The following is a 17,189-nucleotide window of genomic DNA, read 5'->3' on the forward strand; positions in this document are numbered from 1 at the left end:
CGGGATCTTCCTCGGGAAGCAGATGACCACACGGCAATGGTTTGCCGGAAACACTGCTATTGCTCTTGGCTCGCCAAGTGGCTAGCACGTCCCACAAGTGCCCCACTGTGCCCTTGCCTCCCCATAGCGCAAGAAGAGGGGCTTGAATGAAGTTATTGTTGCTATCATCTTCGCGGTCGTGCTCTAGGGAAACTCTGCACAAGTTCTGCGTCCGCGGCCTGATGGATTAATCTGATGGTTAGGGGTGGATGGCGATGAAGCAGCAGACGTTTGCGTCCCAGTCGATCTTTGAGAAGTATGGGCGGAAGTCTCGGCGGGAGCTGTTTTTGGATGAGATGGAAGTGGTTGTTCCGTGGCCCGAGTTACAGGCTCTGGTCGAACCGCACTACCCGAAGGCCGGCAACGGCCGTCGTCCTGTCGGGCTTGCGATCATGCTTCGGACGTACTTTATGCAACAGTGGTTCAACTTGTCCGACCCCGGCGTCGAAGAGGCGTTTTATGAGTCCTTCACGCTGCGGCGGTTCGCTGGTGTTGACCTGGGCGTGGCTCCGGCACCGGATGAAACGACAGTGCTGCGCTTCCGCCACCTGCTCGAAAAGCATGACCTTGGCGGTGCCATGCTCGACGCGGTGAACCTGCATCTGGCGGCCAGGGGCATCCGCATCGAGACCGGCACGATCGTGGATGCGACCATTATTCATGCGCCTTCTTCGACCAAGAACGAGAAGAAAGAGCGTGATCCGGCGATGCGTCAGACTCGTAAGGGCAAGCAGTGGTACTTCGGACTGAAGGCGCACATCGGCGTTGATGCAAAAGAAGGTCACGTGCACTCAGTGGCAACGTCGGCGGCCAACGTCTCCGACGTACACATGCTGCCGGATCTGCTACATGGGGAGGAGCGCAAGGTGTGGGGCGACGGCGGCTATCAAGGCCAGACCAAGGCCATCCGGCAGGCCGCGCCCAAGGCCCAGGACATGACCTGCAAGCGAACCAGGTTCAAGAACTATGTCGATGAAGCGGCAAAGAAGAAGAATACGACGAAATCAAAAGTAAGAGCGAAAGTAGAACACGTCTTCCGTATCCTGAAGCGCGTCTTCGGCTTCGACAAGGTACGCTACAGAGGCATCGCCAAGAACCATCACCGGCTATGCGCCAACTTCGCCCTCATCAACCTCTACCTCCACCGCAAGCACCTGGCGGGAACCGCCGCCTAGCGCCGGGAGACGGGCTATGAGTCTTCGACTCCGCACAAACCCCAGCCAGAACAAGCAAAGCACGGCCCAACCGCAGAAAAACTTGGCCGCCGACTCAAGTCACACACCGACATCGTCAAATCGGCCGCCTGCGCAGAGGCTCCCTAGATCGATTCCCGCCGCTGCACGATAGTCTTCGCACACGGCTCGAATGGTTCCAAGGCAGCAGTAGCATCGGATGTACTCCGCCATAACCTCAGGCGAAATGCAACCCGGAGTCTTCCCTTGCACTGCGAGGTGGTCTCTGAGATAGAAGGCGGAGTCGAGCCCGATGAGATGCTCCGGCATCGGAGAGGGTTGAATCTGCAGGAACCACCAAACATACTTGGTCGCGAACTCCTTATTAGTATGCTCGTACATGGTGAGCGTCGGAGCGATGTCAAGCAGAGCGACCTTCTCGACCACCTCCGGGTGATCCAAACAGAGTCGGTGCGCTACTCGCCCTCCGCGATCGTGGCCGGCCACCATAAAACGCTCGTGCCCCAGCTGCTTCATGACCTCGACCTGATCGAGTGCCATTGCCCTAAATGAGTAGTCGCTGTGATTGGGACTGTATCCCGGCTTGCTTGAGTCTCCGTAGCCGCGGAGATCGGGAAGGACAACGGTGTATTCCTCAGCTAGCGCCGGTGCGATTTTACGCCAAGTCAGATGGGTTTCCGGATGGCCGTGAATCAGCAATAGCGGCTGGCCAGTGCCCCTCGTAAGAACATTGATCTCTGCCCCGGACGTATGAATCCTTTGCCGCCTAAACCCTGGCAAGAGCTTTTGTGACAAAACATCAGATGGGAGGTCTGGAATTTCGGGCATAGTCGAGCAAGCTGTAGGACTTGGCCGGCTGCTGGGAAGGTTCCTGTCTAGATCGACAGGACTTGGCGCGCCTTTAGCCTGTGAATCCGCAGCGCGAGGCAACACCGCAGTCAGTGCTGCGCCTATTCCGGTGGAGGCAAATACACGGCGGTTCATGGCGACCTCTATGAGTGCTGTGAGATTTCGTGGGGACTCTTTCGTCCCGTGCTTATGTTTCTCGCGTTACGCAATGTGATTCGCAGTGGGACCTTACCGCTTATCCAAAGGTTCTCGTACGTGTCCATAATTTCGGAAACATACGAGCACCATGTAGTAGCTGAGGTCGAGGGCTTCGATTTTGTACGAGCACTCCAACAGATCAAGGGCCTCGAATCGAGATCGAAGCCCTTCAAGGTCCTCAGGGAATTGTCCGTCAGTGCGTGGTTGGGATGAATGTTCCGGACGCCGAGACCGACGATTCGGAGGCTAGAAGAGGTTATGTCCCACTCGATTCCTTGGGTGGGGCCGTGTTGAGAGTGTGAAGTCGTTAGCGGGAAAAAACGAGGGTCGCCCACCGAAGAACATTGGTGAACGACCCTCGCTAGACGCAACCTTTCGGACGTCCAAGCTCAAGTGCCTCAACTTCGATAGCTCGAGCTACCAACCTGGAAGTAGCGTGATGCCAAACTTCGGGGCAGCTGTCTTGAGGCGCTCGATATCTTCTGGCGTGGGTGGGCCCACCACTTCGTCAGGCCCCTTCAGATGACCACCTTCCGCTAGGAACCCTTCGAAGCCGCTGGGTGTGCAAAGCAACATGTAATGCGAAGGATGTCCGCTCGAATTTATGAGCTGGTGAGGTATGCCACGAGGCAAGAAGATTGACTCACCAGCCTTGATCGTCTGTTCATTGCCCGCGATGATCGCTTTCATCTCACCTTCGATGATGAAGAGAGTTTCATCATCGTCTGCATGCACGTGGATTGGCGTCTTCGATTGCCCGCCGCTGCGATTCTCGAAGAGAGAGAACGATCCGTTAGTATCCGCACCCGAAAGCTGCTGCTTCATCACAACGCCAGCGAGTACGAACTCCTTCTGTTCTGTCATAGAAAACTCCTTTATTGGACGGCTTAGGAGACTCGAACGCCGAAGCCGGGATATTCCGGTAGCGCGGCCTTCGTTTCTTCAGGAGACAAAAAGCGGATGCCCCAAGCAGCTCCGGCCTTAATGACCTCGGTAGGATCCTCGATTGGTGCGATCGTTGATGGGTCGGGAACATCCATGTCTCGGGCCGCCTCACCCATCTGCAGCAGGTAGCCGTCCATGCCGACCGTCTCTACGCCGGTGGCTCCAACCAAAATGAGGGCGCGCAGTTCGTCGGTGAGACAGGCAAATGTGTGGGCTTTACCCTGCGGGAGAAATCCGACCCCACCGGCATGTACATCAAAGGTCTTCTCGGGCGTGTAAAAGCGAACCGAACCTTCAATCACGAAGAACAGTTCATGTTCGCGCTCATGGATATGCACGGGCGGCTCTAGACCAGGCCGCACTTTCACCTCCATCAGAGAAAATCGTCCATTCGTTTCGGTAGCCTTCGCCAAAGTGGTAATGACCTGGCCCATGTACTTGATGGTGGAATCGACTCCTACCTCGCGGGAGTACGCGGTGGGACCTTGCTGCTTCTCAGTGTTTGACATGATGGTGCCTCTTTCTCGCGGGGTGCAGATCGCGCAGCCTCAGAGCGTTCGCTGAGACTCTCTCTTTACTAAGGGGTATTCGACTAGGACGCACTTATCTCGGGTGCTCCGCTTCCTCAACCCCCTTATGGTTCTATCGATCTCGGCTTGGTTTGGTGTGTCTAGAAGATCGGGTTTGGTTCGATAATCCCGTCGAACTGCGAGTTGCTTGTTACATTGCAGGGTGATCCACGTACCCTTCGCTTCCATGAGCGTAAAAAGTCGCAGGGTCAGCTGAGCTGAGAACTGCACCGTTTGCAAACCGCTTTGGCAAATCCGGATTCGAGATGAACAACCTCGCGAAAGACACGGCGTCTGCCTCTCCTCGCGCAAGAGCTTCGTTCGCTGATCCGAATGTGAAATTCTCGTTGGCAATGAAGACTCCGCCGAAGTCGCGCTTCAAGTCAGGGCCGAGTGAGTCGGCGGCGCGGAACTCACGGGCGTGTAGGTACGCCAGCTTGAGTCGCCCACATTCTCTGGCCACATACTTGAACGTTTCCGCAGGGTTGGCATCGGACACGTCGTGGCGATCACCTCGGGGAGAAACCCGCACCCCGACACGGCCAGAGCCCCACACCGAAGTGCATGCGTCGACGATGAGAAGCAAAAGACGAGCTCGATTTTCGAGTGTGCCGCCGAAGTCGTCCGAGCGATGATTCGTCCCGGACTCTAGAAACTGATCGACGAGGTATCCGGTTGCTGCATGGATCTCTACCCCATCGAAGCCGGCTCGTTGAGCATTCATTGCTGCAAGCCGAAACTCTTCCACAACTCCATAGACTTCTTCCGTCTCCAAGGCTCGCGGTGTGACGAAAGCTTTCTCCGGGCGAACGAGGGAAACATGACCAGCTGCAGCGATGGAGGAGGGGGCGACCGGAAGAGCGCCGTGTAGGAACATCGGATCCGAAATTCTTCCGACATGCCACAGTTGCAAGAAAATGCGCCCGCCATGTTGATGAACGGAGGATGTGACATCCTGCCACGCTTTGATCTGCTCTTCTGACCAGATTCCGGCGACCTGTGCGTAGCCAAGAGCCATAGGCGCGACCGGTGTCGCCTCCGCAATGATGAGACCTGCAGACGCTCGCTGGGTGTAGTACTCCGTCATGAGACGGGTGGGTATGTTCTGAACGCTCGCGCGCAGTCGAGTCATAGGAGCCATAAGAACGCGGTTCGGAAGTTCGAGATCGCCGATTCGTATGGGATCAAGTAAGGTTGGCATCGTAGAAACTCCTCAGTGCTTCTTTCGCTGTATGTCGATGGTCATCTTGTTTCGGACGGCTCTAAACCCGAGTGCATTGCGATGAGTTGCCACGCGCCCTTCTCTCGAATCCATACCGAAAGCGCTTGGTTATGGAGTTGAATCGCCTTACCCTTCAATTCCAAACGAAGAAAAAGATGATTGAAAACAAGTGCGGTATCCCGTTGCAGGATGATGTTCTGTTGAGAACGGTCGATCTGGTGGTACTCCCAATCCCGGTTCTTTAATCCGCTGAGATATGCCATCTTCGTGTGCTGATTGCCCGTGGAATGCACGTGTAACAGGCGATCATGCAAGAGCACATCGAGTGCTTCCACATCCTGGCTCAACATCGCTGCGTAGCGGACGTTCTCTAGTCGCTCAATCTCAGAAACTTCGTTTTGTTCCGTCATGGTCATCCCTCATCGCACCGGTGCGCCGAAGCCCGGATACTGGGGCAACGCCTTCCTTGTTTCATCCTCAGACATCACATAAATTCCATTGTCGTTACAGGCCTTGATGGCCCGCTCGGGTGTTTCTTCCACGTATGTCAACGCGTGATCTGGGAGTGACATGCTCTGCGGCTCCTCACCCATCGTCAGAAAATAACTGTCGAGCCCCACCGAGCCTTCTCCCGAGGCTGCCACAAGGATCAAGGTGCGTACTTGAGGAGAAAGGCAGTTGAAAGCGTGCGCCTTTCCCTGAGGAAGAAAAACTACGTCCCCTGCGTTGATATCCATCGTCTTGTCCTCGCAATAGAAACGCATGGAGCCCTCCAGCACGAAGTACATCTCATGTTCTCGATCATGGATGTGTGGTGGCGGCTCGTTGCCAGGCTTGGTGTAGTACTCCATCAAAGCAAAGCGGCCATCGGTCTCAGAGGCCTTTGCAAGGAACGTCATCAGGCTGCCCATATATGCGACCGTCGAATCAAGCGTGGCCGCTCGTTCAAATGCTCTTAGGGTGTCTTCAAGCGCAGTCATCTAATCGATCTCCTTCTTTGTGTTGACGTCGTACGGAGCGAGGTACATCTCGTTCCTGCGAGCGATCTCTGACAAGCGAACTCCCGCAACTTTCGGTTCAAGGGACGCGAAGCTCTCGTTCCGATCAGCCGCCTGTACCTCATCGAAGAAGTCCTGGTGAGAAACCGTCGAAACGTCCAGCAACCGGCAAGCGCCAGCGCTTTTGTTGAAGAGGGCGTGGAGCGCATTGGGAGGGATAACGATCGTCGACCCTGGACCGCACACAAAGGCTTCCTGCGTCCCATCGACTATGCGGAAGAAGGTCATTTCCCCTTCGAGCACATAGAAGCTTTCGGGAGAGGCGTGACTGTGTAGATCAACGCCGCCACCGGGGGCCAGATGGAGCTCGAATATCGTGTAGGCGTGAGCACTATCCTCACCACGGACCTTCCACTGGAAGTGGACTGGGCCCAGATCAAAGGGCTTTCCTTCGCCCGGCTCGATTAAACGAACGCCTTCCTGTGCAGGAAGGCTATTAAGAACTGTTTGCATTAGATCCCCAGGCCGCCGGCTGCGACCTCTCTTGTTCTAGTGGGATTTGGCTCATTGAACGTGTCCAGAAGCTCGGTTTTGGTTCGAAGGAATCGCTCGATCCGCTGTTGCTCGCGTGCCGACTCGCCGACCTTATTGAGGGCCACCTTCAAGCAACGAACAGATAAAACATCGAAGGAACGTGCACATCTCCCTATCCCGCAGAAACATCAGAATGCGTGAGCCTCTGTCCATACATAGTCGGTCCCGAGACAACGAGACGCCTGTGGACTTTAAACGACAACCTTGCCTGACCGAATTACCAAAGTTCAGTCAAAGTCAGCCATGTGGTCTTCCAGGGGCATGATGCTTGGCTGAGCCGTCCGTTCGGACAGCTAGGGCAAGAACTGCTCAAATACGGTGCGGGTAATCTCGCCTACCTGCTCGGCGCTCAACTTGTCATATTTAGGCGAGAATACTTCGACACCCACATTGTTGAGTCCACCGATCTGATACAGGGTTTCAACAAGTGCAGCAATCGGAAAATCGCCATCACCTGGTGTGAGGCGATGATTGAGGCCGTCGTAAGCAAGCGACATTCCTTTAGGCACTTCAGCCGTCGCATCACACAACTGCACAGCCGTGATCTTGTCCCCGGGTATGCTGCGAAGTAATTCCTCATTGGGACCGCTGCGCATGTAATGCCAGAAGTCGAAAACAATACCAGCGTTGTCTGCCTTTACCTGCTGAAGAATGTCCCAAGCCATCTTCAGCGAGCTAACGCCGAAGACCGGGATGAACTCAAGGTCGCAGCGAAGGCCGCTCTTGGCAGCTCGGACACACACAGATCCGAATGCGTCCTCAATCTCGGGAAGCGAGTACCGATTGGCTGAGAAACCGCTCCAAGCGGTAAACGAGTCAACCTCTAACGCTTCTGCCATCCGAAAAAAGTCGTCCTCATCGAATCCGACGATGTCGATGGGAAAGTCCATCCCCTCAAGATGGGGTTTCCAGTCCGCAGTCCAGCGAACAAACGGATCTAAATGCGTGATCTTCACGCCGCCATCGGACGCGATCTTCAACAAATCCCGGGTACTGAGACTGGCGCCGACCCACTTGTTGTAATCCGAAGGTGTGACGGCAATTGCCGAACACCCGGCGATAGCCGCCGCCTCGACCTGCTCCTTGAACGGAAGAGCCCGGACTGTTCCGTTCCACATCACTCGAGTTCTGTTGCTCATGAGAACCCCGCAGCCTACGCACGCTTCCAGTCGTCAATCGTTGAATACCAAGCGGGGGTCCGCTCGATCTTGAGATCGACAATCATCTTCTCGAATGCTGCGCGGTAGGACTTTGTCATTTGACCCTTCATGAAGGAATCAGGCGTCTCGTCCCAGACCTCGTAATTGAGGATGCTTTCAGGGTCCCGCATGTCCTGCACCAGAGAGGCTTCGATGAAGGTGTTCTCCTCCACAATGTGAGTGAAGACCTCGCGGATCTTCGAGAAGAACTCTGCCTTTTGAGACTCGGGAATCCGGAAACGTACAACGAGTGTGAGTTTGTTTTTCACCGGGTTTCGCCTTTCGCGTAACGAAGTCCAACCACTGCAGCAACGGCGCCGACAATCATCTCGCGCCGGCTGGGCAGGGCGTCTTTGAATGAACGAAACATCACTTCGTTTTCTGATGATTCAGGATTCAGCATGGTGGCTCCAGCGCAAGGACCTCTTGCAATCCTTTGGCGCTCTGTTTGCATCTTGCGCTACGCTAGCACGGCTCTAGTCACACAGAAGGTGCTTAAGCACGCGTGCGCAACCTTAGCGGTAGTTTTGGACACAATCTAGGCACTTCAGACACGTTCTCGTGTCAAAGTCCCTCTGATTGCTACACAAACGAAACCAAAGGTTTATGCACGCGTCCTCGTCACGAACAGCGTCACATGTATAAAGAGAGGTACTCGACCTTCTGTTTGTTTCGAGCTCACACCACTTCGCGTTCGAAGAACCTCGTGGCCATCAAACAAACAGCGTGGGCAGTCATCATACTGATCGGCGCAGATAGACATCAGGACTACGGATCTGCACAGAGCTCGCTAACCATATCTGACCGCAGGAGGTTGCTATGACCAAGACCCCATTTGACTCCAAGTCGACCGCCGACGTGGTGCTTGCCAATCTGGATTTGTCTGATCGGACGATTCTCGTAACTGGCTGTAGCGGGGGTATCGGGCTCGAGACGATACGAGCGCTCAGCGCGCGGGGCGCTCGTATCATAGGAGTTGCTCGATCGCTCGACAGCGCTCAAAGGGCCTGTGCCCGGCTCAAAAGTCCCGCTGCCGCTATTGCCTGCGATCAGTCGGATCTCCGATCCGTCGAACGTGCTGCAAATACTATCGCTGAACGCTACGAAAAGGTTGATGCGATTGTGGCAAATGCAGGAATTACAGGGGCCTCGACCGTGCAAACGCGCGGATCGGTCGAGATGCAATTTCTAGTTAATTACCTATCCCATTTCCACTTGATTAACCGCCTTGTCCCGAAGCTTCCTGACCATTCAGGCCGAGTTGTGGTCGTCAGCAGTAGCGCCAGCAAGAATCAAGCCCCCAAGGATGGAATTCTCTTCGACGACCTCGATGGTCACACGCACTATAGCGCTTCGAAGTTCTACGGCCAGTCCAAACTTGCACTAGCGATTTTCGCCACCGAACTGGCTCGCAGGCTAGGCGATCGCGGCATCGCGGTGAACTCGCTCCATCCTGGGGCGGTCAAAGGCACGGATCTCAACCGAAACTTGACGTTCCCCCTGTCTCTGGTTCTTTCTGTCGCTCAACTGTTCTTCAAGTCGCCGGAGCAAGGTGCCGCAACACAATCCATGCTGGTTGCAAGCCCCGTCGTCGAACAGATTTCTGGCAAATACTGGGAAGATTGCCAGATCGCCGAGGGCAGCAAATATTTGTCTGATACAGCCATGGCAAGTCGTCTCTGGCAGGTGTCCAACGAGTTGGTGGCAAGAACTTTGAAAATGCAAGCGTGATGCTACTGAGTCTTTCAACGGGCGATAAACTGAGAATGCGACGCAAGTAACGCTGAACCAATACCTTGCTATGGACGAGATGCCCCGAATTCGAATTCTCAGCGTAGAAGATCATCCGGTCTTCCGCGAGGGCCTTCGTGCGGTGCTCAGCCTTCAACCAGACATGGAGCTTGCCACAGTTGCTTCCAACGCGGTTGAGGCACTGGAGCAGTACAGACGCCATGCGCCGGACATAACGCTCTTGGATCTGCGACTCCCTGGAACAGACGGATTCGCGACTTTGGCAGAAATACGGCAGCTGAATCCGGACGCACGCGTCATCATCCTGACGACCTCTGAGGACGATGCCGACGTGCGCCGCGCGATGCGCGGGGGCGCCTCTGCCTATGTCTTGAAAAGTCTCCCCATGCAAGAACTTGTCGTCACGATTCGTTCGGTTTACAGCGGAACGAAACACGTGCCACATGAGTTCGCGGCCCGAATGGCCGAGCGCTTTGGTGATGAGAAGCTCACGGATCGTGAGCTTGATGTGCTCAAGCTCATACGCGATGGACGGCGAAACAAGCAGATAGCCTCTGACCTAAAGATTGCCGAAGCGACGGTAAATTTTCACATCAAGAACATCTCGCAGAAATTGCAGGCGAATGATCGTACACACGCGGTGATGATCGCGCTTCGGCGTGGCCTATTGGAGATCTGAATGCCGGTGAAGAAGAGTCTTCAGTTCATTGCGGTGGCCCTCCTGCTTGCGGGTGGTGTCACGAGCAGGGCCCTTGAGTCTGACGCACAGCTTTCGCAATTAGGGCACACAGCATGGCGTATCCGCGACGGCGCCTTCAATGGTGCCGTGAATGATGTAACGCAAACAGCGGATGGCTTTCTCTGGATTGCGACCGATAATGGCCTTCTCAAATACGATGGCGTTCGTTTTGTCCATGTGGGGAGTGGAAGCATTCTTGCGCTCCAAGCCGCTCAGGATGGAAGTCTTTGGTTCGGAACGGGGCAATCCCTGTTCCACATGCGTAGTGGTCAGGTTGAGAAGCTCCAAGGTCCCGATGTGCACGTCAATAACATCCGTCAGGATGTACACGGAACGATCTGGTTCACGCGCTCGCGGTCCAACTCGGGGCCGCTCTGCGAAGTTGTGGGAAGTAAGTTTCATTGCCTAACTGCTGCTGACGGCGTGACGCTGCCCTACGCAGAGGCTCTCGCAGCAGACGCGAGAGGGGATTTGTGGGTCGCAAGCGGGAGCCGTCTCCTCCGTGGTCACTCGGGAGTGTTTCAAGAGTACCCTCATCCAGAACTGAGCGCCGCGGAAACCTCCAATGGGATCGAGTCGCTCACGCCTCGCGCGGACGGTAGCATCCTCGTGGGCATCACAAGGGCGGGGTCGGGGCTCGGCTTGCAGAGCCTCAAGGACGGCATCTGGCATGATGCCTACAGCGAACCCGTATCGAGCAGCGCTTGGAGCGTAACCTCCACACTGGTCGACCGCGATGGAACGGCTTGGGTCGGCACCTCCGATAAAGGACTCTTCCGGATAAGACAGGACGGGATCGACCACTTTGGAGAGAGCGACGGCCTGAGTGGTAACACCATCTCCAGCCTGTTCGAGGACAACGAAGGAGATGTCTGGGTCGGAACGAAGAAGGGTTTGGACCGATTTCGGAATCTCTTCGTGAAGACATTTTCGACAACGGAGGGTTTGGGTAGCGACTCTGTCCATTCGGTTGCAGCCGCGTCTCAAGGCGGTGTCTGGGTCGGAAATAAGGGCAGCTTGAGCACGTTGCGCAATGGCAAGGCCTTCAACTATTTTCCTAAGACGGGTCTACCCGGACAGCGTGTGACAGCACTTCTTGAAGACCATGCGGCGCGTCTCTGGGTCGGAGTCGATGCCGACCTTTATGTCTTTGACAAGGGTCGGTTCACGCGCGTTCTTGACAGTGAAGGGCATGCAACCGGCGCTGTGGTCTCGATCCAAGAAGATACAGAACATAATGTGTGGGTGCTGGCTAGCAGACGGCCATATGTGCTCCTTCGCCTCTCTCCCACGTCGCGGCAGCTCCAAGTTCAGCCTCTGAGATTTGACCCTTACGCCATCGTTGCTGATCCGGCCGGTGGACTCTTCATTGATGGTGGGAAGCATGGATCGCCTCTCATCCACTTTCAGCAAGGTTCCATCGAGACATGGACTCCCAAAACAAAGATTCAGAGAACTTCCTTCGCTTTCGCGAAAGATGGCTCTAAATGGGCCAGCACGTCCAGCGGCGTTGAACTCTTTAACCGCCAAGACTCTCGGTTTCTCGACAAATCGAACGGATTGCCTTGCAACCACGTCTTTTCGGTCGTCTTCGACAAGTCAGAAAATCTTTGGGTGTATTCCGAGTGCGGCCTGGTAACGATTGCGAACTCGGAACTCTCAAAATTCGAATCTGATTCGCGATACAGCGTACGATCGCACCTCTTCGATATCTTCGACGGTGCCCTTCCCAATGGGGCGGATTTTGCTCCCCGCGTAACGCGATCGACTGACGGGTGGCTCTGGTTCGCGAACGGGACAGATGTTCAGGAGATTGATCCCAGCCACGCACAGCTTGTGGCAGCAGCACCGAACGCAGAGATCGACGCTATTGTGGCTCGGCACGTTGAACAGGAAGCAGTTTCCGGGATGAAATTGCCGGCCCTCACGCGTGACGTCGACCTGAGATACACGGCCCCAGCTTTGGCGATACCGGAGCGAGTGAGGTTTCGTTGTCGACTCGACGGTCACGATAAGGAGTGGCAGGATTCGACGAAGTTACGAGATGCGTTCTATACGGATCTGCGTCCCGGAGACTACACCTTCCGCGTGGTGAGCGGAGATGCAGACGGGAACTGGAGCCGTAAGGAGGCCCAGTTTTCTTTCACCATCCTTCCCGCTTGGTATCAGACCAAAACGTTCCTTGCGGTTTGTGCTGCATTGGGTTCGCTGGTCATCCTCCTCGCGTATCGACTCAGAAGTCGTCAGATCCGCCGGGAAGCGCAGGCACGCTATGATGAGCGACTGGCTGAACGGACGAGAATTGCCCGCGATATCCATGACACGCTCCTGCAAACGATTCAAGGGAGCAAGATGCTTGCGGATGCGGCACTGGTGCAGATGTCCGAGCACGATCAAGCACAGCCCCGCGTGCAGATGTTATCGACTTGGCTCGGAAATGCTATGGAGGAAGGTAGGACTGCACTCCGGTCTCTCCGGACGCCCGTTATCGAACAGCAATCGCTTGAGACTCTCATTCAAGATGCGCTGGACGATTGTGCGTTGTCGAGCAAGATCGTTACCGCTCTGAACGTAGATGGTGAACCTGCCGCGATGTCCGTGTGCGTGCGTGAGGAGGTCTATCGCATCGCGTACGAAGCGATTACGAACGCTTGTTTACACTCCAAAGGCAAACGTCTCGATGTCGTCATGACATACGGAGAAGCATTCGAACTCCGAGTAAAAGATGATGGCGCTGGTATAGCGTCCGAGTTCGTCAAAGAGGGGCGTCTCGGACATTTTGGCTTAGCAGGGATGCGAGAACGAGCACGCTTCCTAAGTGCTGATCTGACATTCAAGGCTTCACCCGGAGATGGCACAGAGGTGCTGCTCCGCGTGCCCCGTTCTTCTCTTCTAGAGAGCGCACGACCTTCGATCTGGGTTCGTTTCGTTCGCCTGATCCGCGGAGAGTGAGATTGACCTGGTCAAACCTATAGAAATCTATAGGCAATTCCTCAAGTTTGTGTGGTTTTAGACAAACCGCATGAAGCCTACCTTCACATAAGAGCCGTTGATTCCCACGGGGAACGGTGAGCTCAGAAGTGAGGTAGGCATGGCCGAATGCAGACATCACCAGGTCGCCAATTCCATTGTGCCGGCCCAGAAGAGCAAGCTCTTCCTGATACACGACGCCTCGCGCAGACCGTCGCGGCTTGCAATGGTGCATCGCGCCGGCGCGAACGCTCTGCTTCCAGGACCGGCTTGGGTCGAGCAGGATGGAAAACGTGTACGCATTCGCCTTCTCGACCCCCGCGCCGAATCATTCATTACCGACGAAACCAGTGAAGAAGCAACGGTCGCTACAGCTTGCGTTCCTCCCGCTCAGCTAGCAGAAGACGGCCTCTCTCCATCGCAATTCCGCCGTGTACTCGCCTTCATCGGCGATCGCTTGAGCCGTAACCTCACACTCTCCGAATTAGCCCGCGAGGCAGGCTTGAGTGCCGCGTACTTCTCGCAGCGATTCAAATGTTCCACTGGTACGTCACCTCACCAGTACTTGTTGCGGCTCCGAATCTGTAAGGCGAAGACTCTCCTCGAAGAATCAGAGTCTCCCATTATCGATATCGCTGCCGAATGCGGATTTCAAACTCAACAACACTTCGCCAGGATCTTCAGGCGGCTCACGCGCACCACCCCTACCGAATACCGGCGTCAGCGCCAGCAGTCTCACTACGCTTCGGTGGCTCCTACCCTGCTTGATCGCCGCCACATCCTTTCTCAGGACCATCAACCGCCCGCTGGACGCGGAACGCTGAAAAGCGGAAGTTTGGACACGCTACCGGGAAGCGCCGTTCATCCATAGAGAGCACAGTTAGGATTTCGGACGATCGAAAGGAATGAACATGGGACGACTCAGTGGTAAAACGGCTTTGATTACAGGCGGCAATAGCGGAATCGGACTCGCAACGGCCAAGCTGATGGCGCAGGAGGGTGCGAAGGTCTTCATTACGGGACGTCGGCAGGAAGCTCTCACCAGTGCTCTCAATGAGATCGGCCCACTTGGTGTTGGCATCCAAGGGGACGTATCTAAGATTGCCGACCTCACCCGCCTCGCTGCTGAACTGACGGCGCAGAAGGTCAAGCTGGACATTCTCTTTGCGAATGCGGGTGCAGGAACAGTGCTTCCCATTGCAGATGTAACAGAAGAGCACTACTACCAGATCTTCGACACGAACGTGAAGGGAGTTGTCTTCACAGTTCAAAAGCTGTTGCCGATCATGAACGACGGCGGTTCGATCATCCTGAACTCATCCATTACCGAGAGCAAAGGCATGGAAGCCTTCAGCATGTACTCCGCATCGAAGGCCGCTGTGCGGAATTTCGCTCGTGGATGGGCTAACGATCTCAAGTCCCGAAAGATAAGGGTCAACGCGATCAGCCCGGGTGTCGTGATCACCCCTGGCTATAACGGACTGGGCATGAACGACGATCAGATCAAAGAATATGCCGCGCAATCCTCAGCAAAGACACCGGCGGGACGTACAGGACAGCCCGAGGAAATCGCCAAGGCCGTACTGTTTCTGGGTTCCGACGAGAGCAGCTTCGTGAACGCCGAAAACCTGATAGTCGATGGTGGCTTTTCGCTGGTCTAGCGAAGCATTCCGAATGGTGCCTCGTTGCTAGCATCATGATCAACAAAGTGGTCTCAGTGAGATGGAGCCACACTAGACCGGTCATCTGATAGGAGCATGTAATGCGGATTCTGCAGCAAGCGATACGTATCTACACCGAGCGAAACCAGTGGGAGACAGCGATTCAGTTTTATCAAGTCCTTCTAGGTGTTCAATGCGAGCGACGAGTGCACATCGCCGAGACGAACGTAGAGGCGGCAAAGGTCGGGGGCGTTCTTATCCTTGCTGCCGATCAAAAGATGCTCGACGAGCTCCGCCTTGTGAACGCTGTCTACTACGTCGATTCGCTCGATGAAAGCTTTAGCTGGCTCAAAACGAACGGGGCGAAGATTCTTCACGAACCGCAGACCGTAACGGGCGGGAGAAACTTTACGGCCCGTCATCCCGATGGGCTGGTTGTCGAATATTTCGAGCCAGCCAAGAAGAAGGAGAACGCCTGATGAAGTCGTGGAAGATTGACCGCCTTGGCGACAAACTCAGTTTCGTTGATGTTCCTATTCCGGAGGTTCGCCCCGGAAGCGTGCTGGTTCGTGTCCAGTCGCAAGCTCTGATGTCCTATCTGAAGCCTTACGTGGAGGGCAAGCTGCCGGCCTATCGTGCCCCAGAAGATTTCACCCCGGGTGGCAATGCTATCGGAACGGTTGAGGCTGTCGGTGCTGATGTGTGGCACCTCAAGAAGGGCCAGCGAGTCGTGACGTCGAGTCACCTTGTCGCACGAGAGAACGTACCCGAGCCCGGACAGGTTCTCATCGGAGTAACTTCCCCGGGAGGCATTGGAGATGCACTCCAGAGTTCTTGGAAGGACGGGACACTGGCTGAGTACGTTCTTCTACCCGCTCAGGTTGTTACTCCGATCAACGGTCTTGACCATTATGACTTCCCTCAACTCACCGCCATTACCCGCTGCATCGTTCCGTTTGGAGGCTTGACGCGGGGAAGACTCCAAGCGGGTGAGACGGTGGTGGTGAACGGCGCCAGTGGTGCTTACGGAAGCGCCGCAACTCTCGTCGCCCTTGCAATGGGCGCGAGTCGCGTGGTCGCGGCCGGCCGCAGCAAGGAAACGCTCGATAAGCTAGCCAAAGCTGGCGGCGAACGAGTGATTCCCGTTGTCCTCACTGGCGATGTGACGAAGGACACTGAGGCTTTGCGAAGCGCCGCCAACGGAGGCGCCCATTTAGCCTTCGATCAAGTTGGAAACGCCAAGGATCCTAATTCCACGCTGGCGGCACTTGGTTCGCTCTATCGCTGGGGGCGCATCGTGCTCATGGGGAGCAGCGCCGTTCCGATTCCCATCAATTACCTCCAGATGATGTTCAACAACTGGGAGATCATCGGAAACTTCATGCACCCTCAAGGGGCGTACTTGCCCCTTCTGTCGTTGGTCCGATCCGGCCAACTGGACCTGAACCCAATCCAACCAAGAGTCTTTTCGTTGCCCGACCTGGAACCCGCAATGGAGTACGCAGGCAAAGCAGGCAGCTTGGAATTGACCGTCGTGACCTCCAGCAAGTAGGCGCAACAACGCAAGCCTACTTGTCTGTCGGGCCTAGGAATTGTCGGCCCAATCTCAGCAACAGGATGTCAGGAGTGAAGATGACCGCCGAAAACGGACGCAGCACAGAGTACCCAATCGATCCAATGTTCTTGGACCGCTGGTCACCACGCTCCTTCACCGGGGAAGCAATCGCCGAGGCTGAACTGCTCACCATGCTGGATGCCGCGCGTTGGGCGGCGTCTTGCTACAACATCCAACCCTGGCGATTCATCTACGCTCTTCGGGACACCCCGGCCTGGGCCAAACATCTCGATCTACTCGTCACTTTCAATCAACTCTGGGCGAAAGATGCTTCGGCGCTTGTCTTCTTTGTATCCAACTCGATCATGAGAATGCCGGGGGCGGAAACCGATAGCCCCTCCGTCACTCATTCATTCGACGCCGGTACAGCTTCGGGCTACATGGCATTGCAAGCACGCAAACTTGGTTGGTTCGCGCATGGAATGGGAGGCATCGACCGGGAGCGGGCGATGACGGAACTCAACGTTCCACAAGGTTTCAAAGTTGAGGCGGCTTATGCAATCGGCCGGCTGAGTGACCCAGAGAAACTTCCCGAGGGCCTAAGAAAGCTGGAACACCCGAATGATCGCCTGCCTCTCGAGCAGATAGCGTTCGAAGGTGAATTCAAGCGATAACGATGTCGCTGGCAAGTGCAAGCGCGACGGAT

19 protein-coding genes are annotated in these 17,189 nt (G+C 55.5%); 9 read left to right on the forward strand and 10 right to left on the reverse strand.

Going from position 1 to position 17,189, the window contains the following annotated elements:
* Positions 1 to 254 precede the first annotated feature (254 nt).
* Positions 255 to 1,214 carry an IS5 family transposase gene (locus ACIX9_RS15625; RefSeq protein WP_041597230.1) on the forward strand — a complete coding sequence of 320 codons (960 nt, stop codon included), beginning with the start codon at positions 255 to 257 and terminating at the stop codon, positions 1,212 to 1,214.
* A 99-nt stretch (positions 1,215 to 1,313) separates the two neighbouring features.
* Here ACIX9_RS15625 and ACIX9_RS15630 read toward each other — a convergent pair whose 3' ends face one another.
* The 10 genes from ACIX9_RS15630 to ACIX9_RS25925 form a co-directional block, all read right to left on the reverse strand.
* On the reverse strand, positions 1,314 to 2,216 hold the full coding sequence (locus ACIX9_RS15630; RefSeq protein ID WP_332308606.1) for an alpha/beta fold hydrolase: 903 nt from the start codon (positions 2,214 to 2,216) through the stop codon (positions 1,314 to 1,316).
* 480 nt (positions 2,217 to 2,696) lie between these two features.
* Entirely contained in the window at positions 2,697 to 3,143 is a 447-nt protein-coding gene (locus ACIX9_RS15640; protein WP_013581461.1) for a cupin domain-containing protein, read from the reverse strand.
* Positions 3,144 to 3,166: 23 nt separating this feature from the next.
* Entirely contained in the window at positions 3,167 to 3,733 is a 567-nt protein-coding gene (locus tag ACIX9_RS23985; RefSeq protein WP_013581462.1) for a cupin domain-containing protein, read from the reverse strand.
* 211 nt (positions 3,734 to 3,944) lie between these two features.
* Complete coding sequence (locus ACIX9_RS15650; RefSeq protein ID WP_013581463.1) at positions 3,945 to 4,994, reverse strand: alkene reductase; 1,050 nt, start codon at positions 4,992 to 4,994, stop codon at positions 3,945 to 3,947.
* Between the two features lie 41 nt (positions 4,995 to 5,035).
* Entirely contained in the window at positions 5,036 to 5,431 is a 396-nt protein-coding gene (locus tag ACIX9_RS15655) for a nuclear transport factor 2 family protein (protein ID WP_041597153.1), read from the reverse strand.
* Between the two features lie 3 nt (positions 5,432 to 5,434).
* A complete protein-coding gene (locus ACIX9_RS23990; RefSeq protein ID WP_013581465.1) occupies positions 5,435 to 5,995 on the reverse strand; it encodes a cupin domain-containing protein in 561 nt (186 codons plus the stop codon).
* On the reverse strand, positions 5,996 to 6,526 hold the full coding sequence (locus ACIX9_RS23995; protein WP_013581466.1) for a cupin domain-containing protein: 531 nt from the start codon (positions 6,524 to 6,526) through the stop codon (positions 5,996 to 5,998).
* A gap of 374 nt (positions 6,527 to 6,900) precedes the next feature.
* Positions 6,901 to 7,746: a sugar phosphate isomerase/epimerase family protein gene (locus ACIX9_RS15670; RefSeq protein WP_013581467.1), complete on the reverse strand. Its 846-nt coding sequence runs from the start codon at positions 7,744 to 7,746 to the stop codon at positions 6,901 to 6,903.
* Between the two features lie 14 nt (positions 7,747 to 7,760).
* Entirely contained in the window at positions 7,761 to 8,075 is a 315-nt protein-coding gene (locus ACIX9_RS15675; protein ID WP_013581468.1) for an antibiotic biosynthesis monooxygenase family protein, read from the reverse strand.
* Positions 8,072 to 8,209: a hypothetical protein gene (locus ACIX9_RS25925; RefSeq protein ID WP_013581469.1), complete on the reverse strand. Its 138-nt coding sequence runs from the start codon at positions 8,207 to 8,209 to the stop codon at positions 8,072 to 8,074. Before ACIX9_RS25925 ends, ACIX9_RS15675 begins: the two co-directional genes overlap by 4 nt.
* Positions 8,210 to 8,625: 416 nt before the next feature.
* Between ACIX9_RS25925 and ACIX9_RS15680 the strand changes: the two genes are divergently transcribed.
* The 8 genes from ACIX9_RS15680 to ACIX9_RS15715 all read left to right on the forward strand — a co-directional run bounded on the left by ACIX9_RS15680 (position 8,626) and on the right by ACIX9_RS15715 (position 17,157).
* Positions 8,626 to 9,537: an SDR family NAD(P)-dependent oxidoreductase gene (locus ACIX9_RS15680; protein WP_013581470.1), complete on the forward strand. Its 912-nt coding sequence runs from the start codon at positions 8,626 to 8,628 to the stop codon at positions 9,535 to 9,537.
* 70 nt (positions 9,538 to 9,607) lie between these two features.
* The gene (locus ACIX9_RS15685; protein ID WP_013581471.1) at positions 9,608 to 10,237 is read left to right on the forward strand and encodes a response regulator; all 630 of its coding nucleotides are present in this window, start codon (positions 9,608 to 9,610) and stop codon (positions 10,235 to 10,237) included.
* Positions 10,238 to 13,249, forward strand: a complete 3,012-nt coding sequence (locus ACIX9_RS15690; RefSeq protein ID WP_013581472.1) for a sensor histidine kinase — start codon at positions 10,238 to 10,240, stop codon at positions 13,247 to 13,249.
* A gap of 139 nt (positions 13,250 to 13,388) precedes the next feature.
* The gene (locus ACIX9_RS24000) at positions 13,389 to 14,138 is read left to right on the forward strand and encodes a helix-turn-helix domain-containing protein (RefSeq protein WP_013581473.1); all 750 of its coding nucleotides are present in this window, start codon (positions 13,389 to 13,391) and stop codon (positions 14,136 to 14,138) included.
* Between the two features lie 40 nt (positions 14,139 to 14,178).
* Positions 14,179 to 14,928 (forward strand): SDR family oxidoreductase, encoded by a 750-nt coding sequence (locus ACIX9_RS15700; RefSeq protein ID WP_013581474.1) that lies wholly within the window; start codon positions 14,179 to 14,181, stop codon positions 14,926 to 14,928.
* A 101-nt stretch (positions 14,929 to 15,029) separates the two neighbouring features.
* Positions 15,030 to 15,407, forward strand: coding sequence for a VOC family protein (locus tag ACIX9_RS15705; RefSeq protein ID WP_013581475.1), 378 nt, complete (start codon positions 15,030 to 15,032; stop codon positions 15,405 to 15,407).
* Positions 15,407 to 16,480: a quinone oxidoreductase family protein gene (locus ACIX9_RS15710; protein WP_013581476.1), complete on the forward strand. Its 1,074-nt coding sequence runs from the start codon at positions 15,407 to 15,409 to the stop codon at positions 16,478 to 16,480. The genes ACIX9_RS15705 and ACIX9_RS15710 overlap by 1 nt, the downstream gene beginning before the upstream one ends.
* Before the next feature lie 80 nt (positions 16,481 to 16,560).
* The gene (locus ACIX9_RS15715) at positions 16,561 to 17,157 is read left to right on the forward strand and encodes a nitroreductase family protein (protein WP_013581477.1); all 597 of its coding nucleotides are present in this window, start codon (positions 16,561 to 16,563) and stop codon (positions 17,155 to 17,157) included.
* The last annotated feature ends 32 nt before the right edge of the window (positions 17,158 to 17,189 follow it).

Origin of the sequence: Granulicella tundricola MP5ACTX9 (assembly GCF_000178975.2) — a bacterium.
Classification (GTDB): Bacteria; Acidobacteriota; Terriglobia; order Terriglobales; family Acidobacteriaceae; genus Edaphobacter; species Edaphobacter tundricola.

Coding starts and splice junctions, on each gene's coding strand:
- ACIX9_RS15700 (WP_013581474.1), top strand. CDS start 14,179: ATGGGACGACTCAGTGGTAAAACGGCTTTGATTACAGGCGGCAATAGC.
- ACIX9_RS15640 (WP_013581461.1), bottom strand. CDS start 3,143: ATGACAGAACAGAAGGAGTTCGTACTCGCTGGCGTTGTGATGAAGCAG.
- ACIX9_RS15685 (WP_013581471.1), top strand. CDS start 9,608: ATGGACGAGATGCCCCGAATTCGAATTCTCAGCGTAGAAGATCATCCG.
- ACIX9_RS23985 (WP_013581462.1), bottom strand. CDS start 3,733: ATGTCAAACACTGAGAAGCAGCAAGGTCCCACCGCGTACTCCCGCGAG.
- ACIX9_RS15655 (WP_041597153.1), bottom strand. CDS start 5,431: ATGACCATGACGGAACAAAACGAAGTTTCTGAGATTGAGCGACTAGAG.
- ACIX9_RS15625 (WP_041597230.1), top strand. CDS start 255: ATGAAGCAGCAGACGTTTGCGTCCCAGTCGATCTTTGAGAAGTATGGG.
- ACIX9_RS15670 (WP_013581467.1), bottom strand. CDS start 7,746: ATGAGCAACAGAACTCGAGTGATGTGGAACGGAACAGTCCGGGCTCTT.
- ACIX9_RS23990 (WP_013581465.1), bottom strand. CDS start 5,995: ATGACTGCGCTTGAAGACACCCTAAGAGCATTTGAACGAGCGGCCACG.
- ACIX9_RS25925 (WP_013581469.1), bottom strand. CDS start 8,209: ATGCTGAATCCTGAATCATCAGAAAACGAAGTGATGTTTCGTTCATTC.
- ACIX9_RS15690 (WP_013581472.1), top strand. CDS start 10,238: ATGCCGGTGAAGAAGAGTCTTCAGTTCATTGCGGTGGCCCTCCTGCTT.
- ACIX9_RS15710 (WP_013581476.1), top strand. CDS start 15,407: ATGAAGTCGTGGAAGATTGACCGCCTTGGCGACAAACTCAGTTTCGTT.
- ACIX9_RS24000 (WP_013581473.1), top strand. CDS start 13,389: ATGGCCGAATGCAGACATCACCAGGTCGCCAATTCCATTGTGCCGGCC.
- ACIX9_RS15715 (WP_013581477.1), top strand. CDS start 16,561: ATGACCGCCGAAAACGGACGCAGCACAGAGTACCCAATCGATCCAATG.
- ACIX9_RS15630 (WP_332308606.1), bottom strand. CDS start 2,216: ATGAACCGCCGTGTATTTGCCTCCACCGGAATAGGCGCAGCACTGACT.
- ACIX9_RS15680 (WP_013581470.1), top strand. CDS start 8,626: ATGACCAAGACCCCATTTGACTCCAAGTCGACCGCCGACGTGGTGCTT.
- ACIX9_RS15705 (WP_013581475.1), top strand. CDS start 15,030: ATGCGGATTCTGCAGCAAGCGATACGTATCTACACCGAGCGAAACCAG.
- ACIX9_RS23995 (WP_013581466.1), bottom strand. CDS start 6,526: ATGCAAACAGTTCTTAATAGCCTTCCTGCACAGGAAGGCGTTCGTTTA.
- ACIX9_RS15650 (WP_013581463.1), bottom strand. CDS start 4,994: ATGCCAACCTTACTTGATCCCATACGAATCGGCGATCTCGAACTTCCG.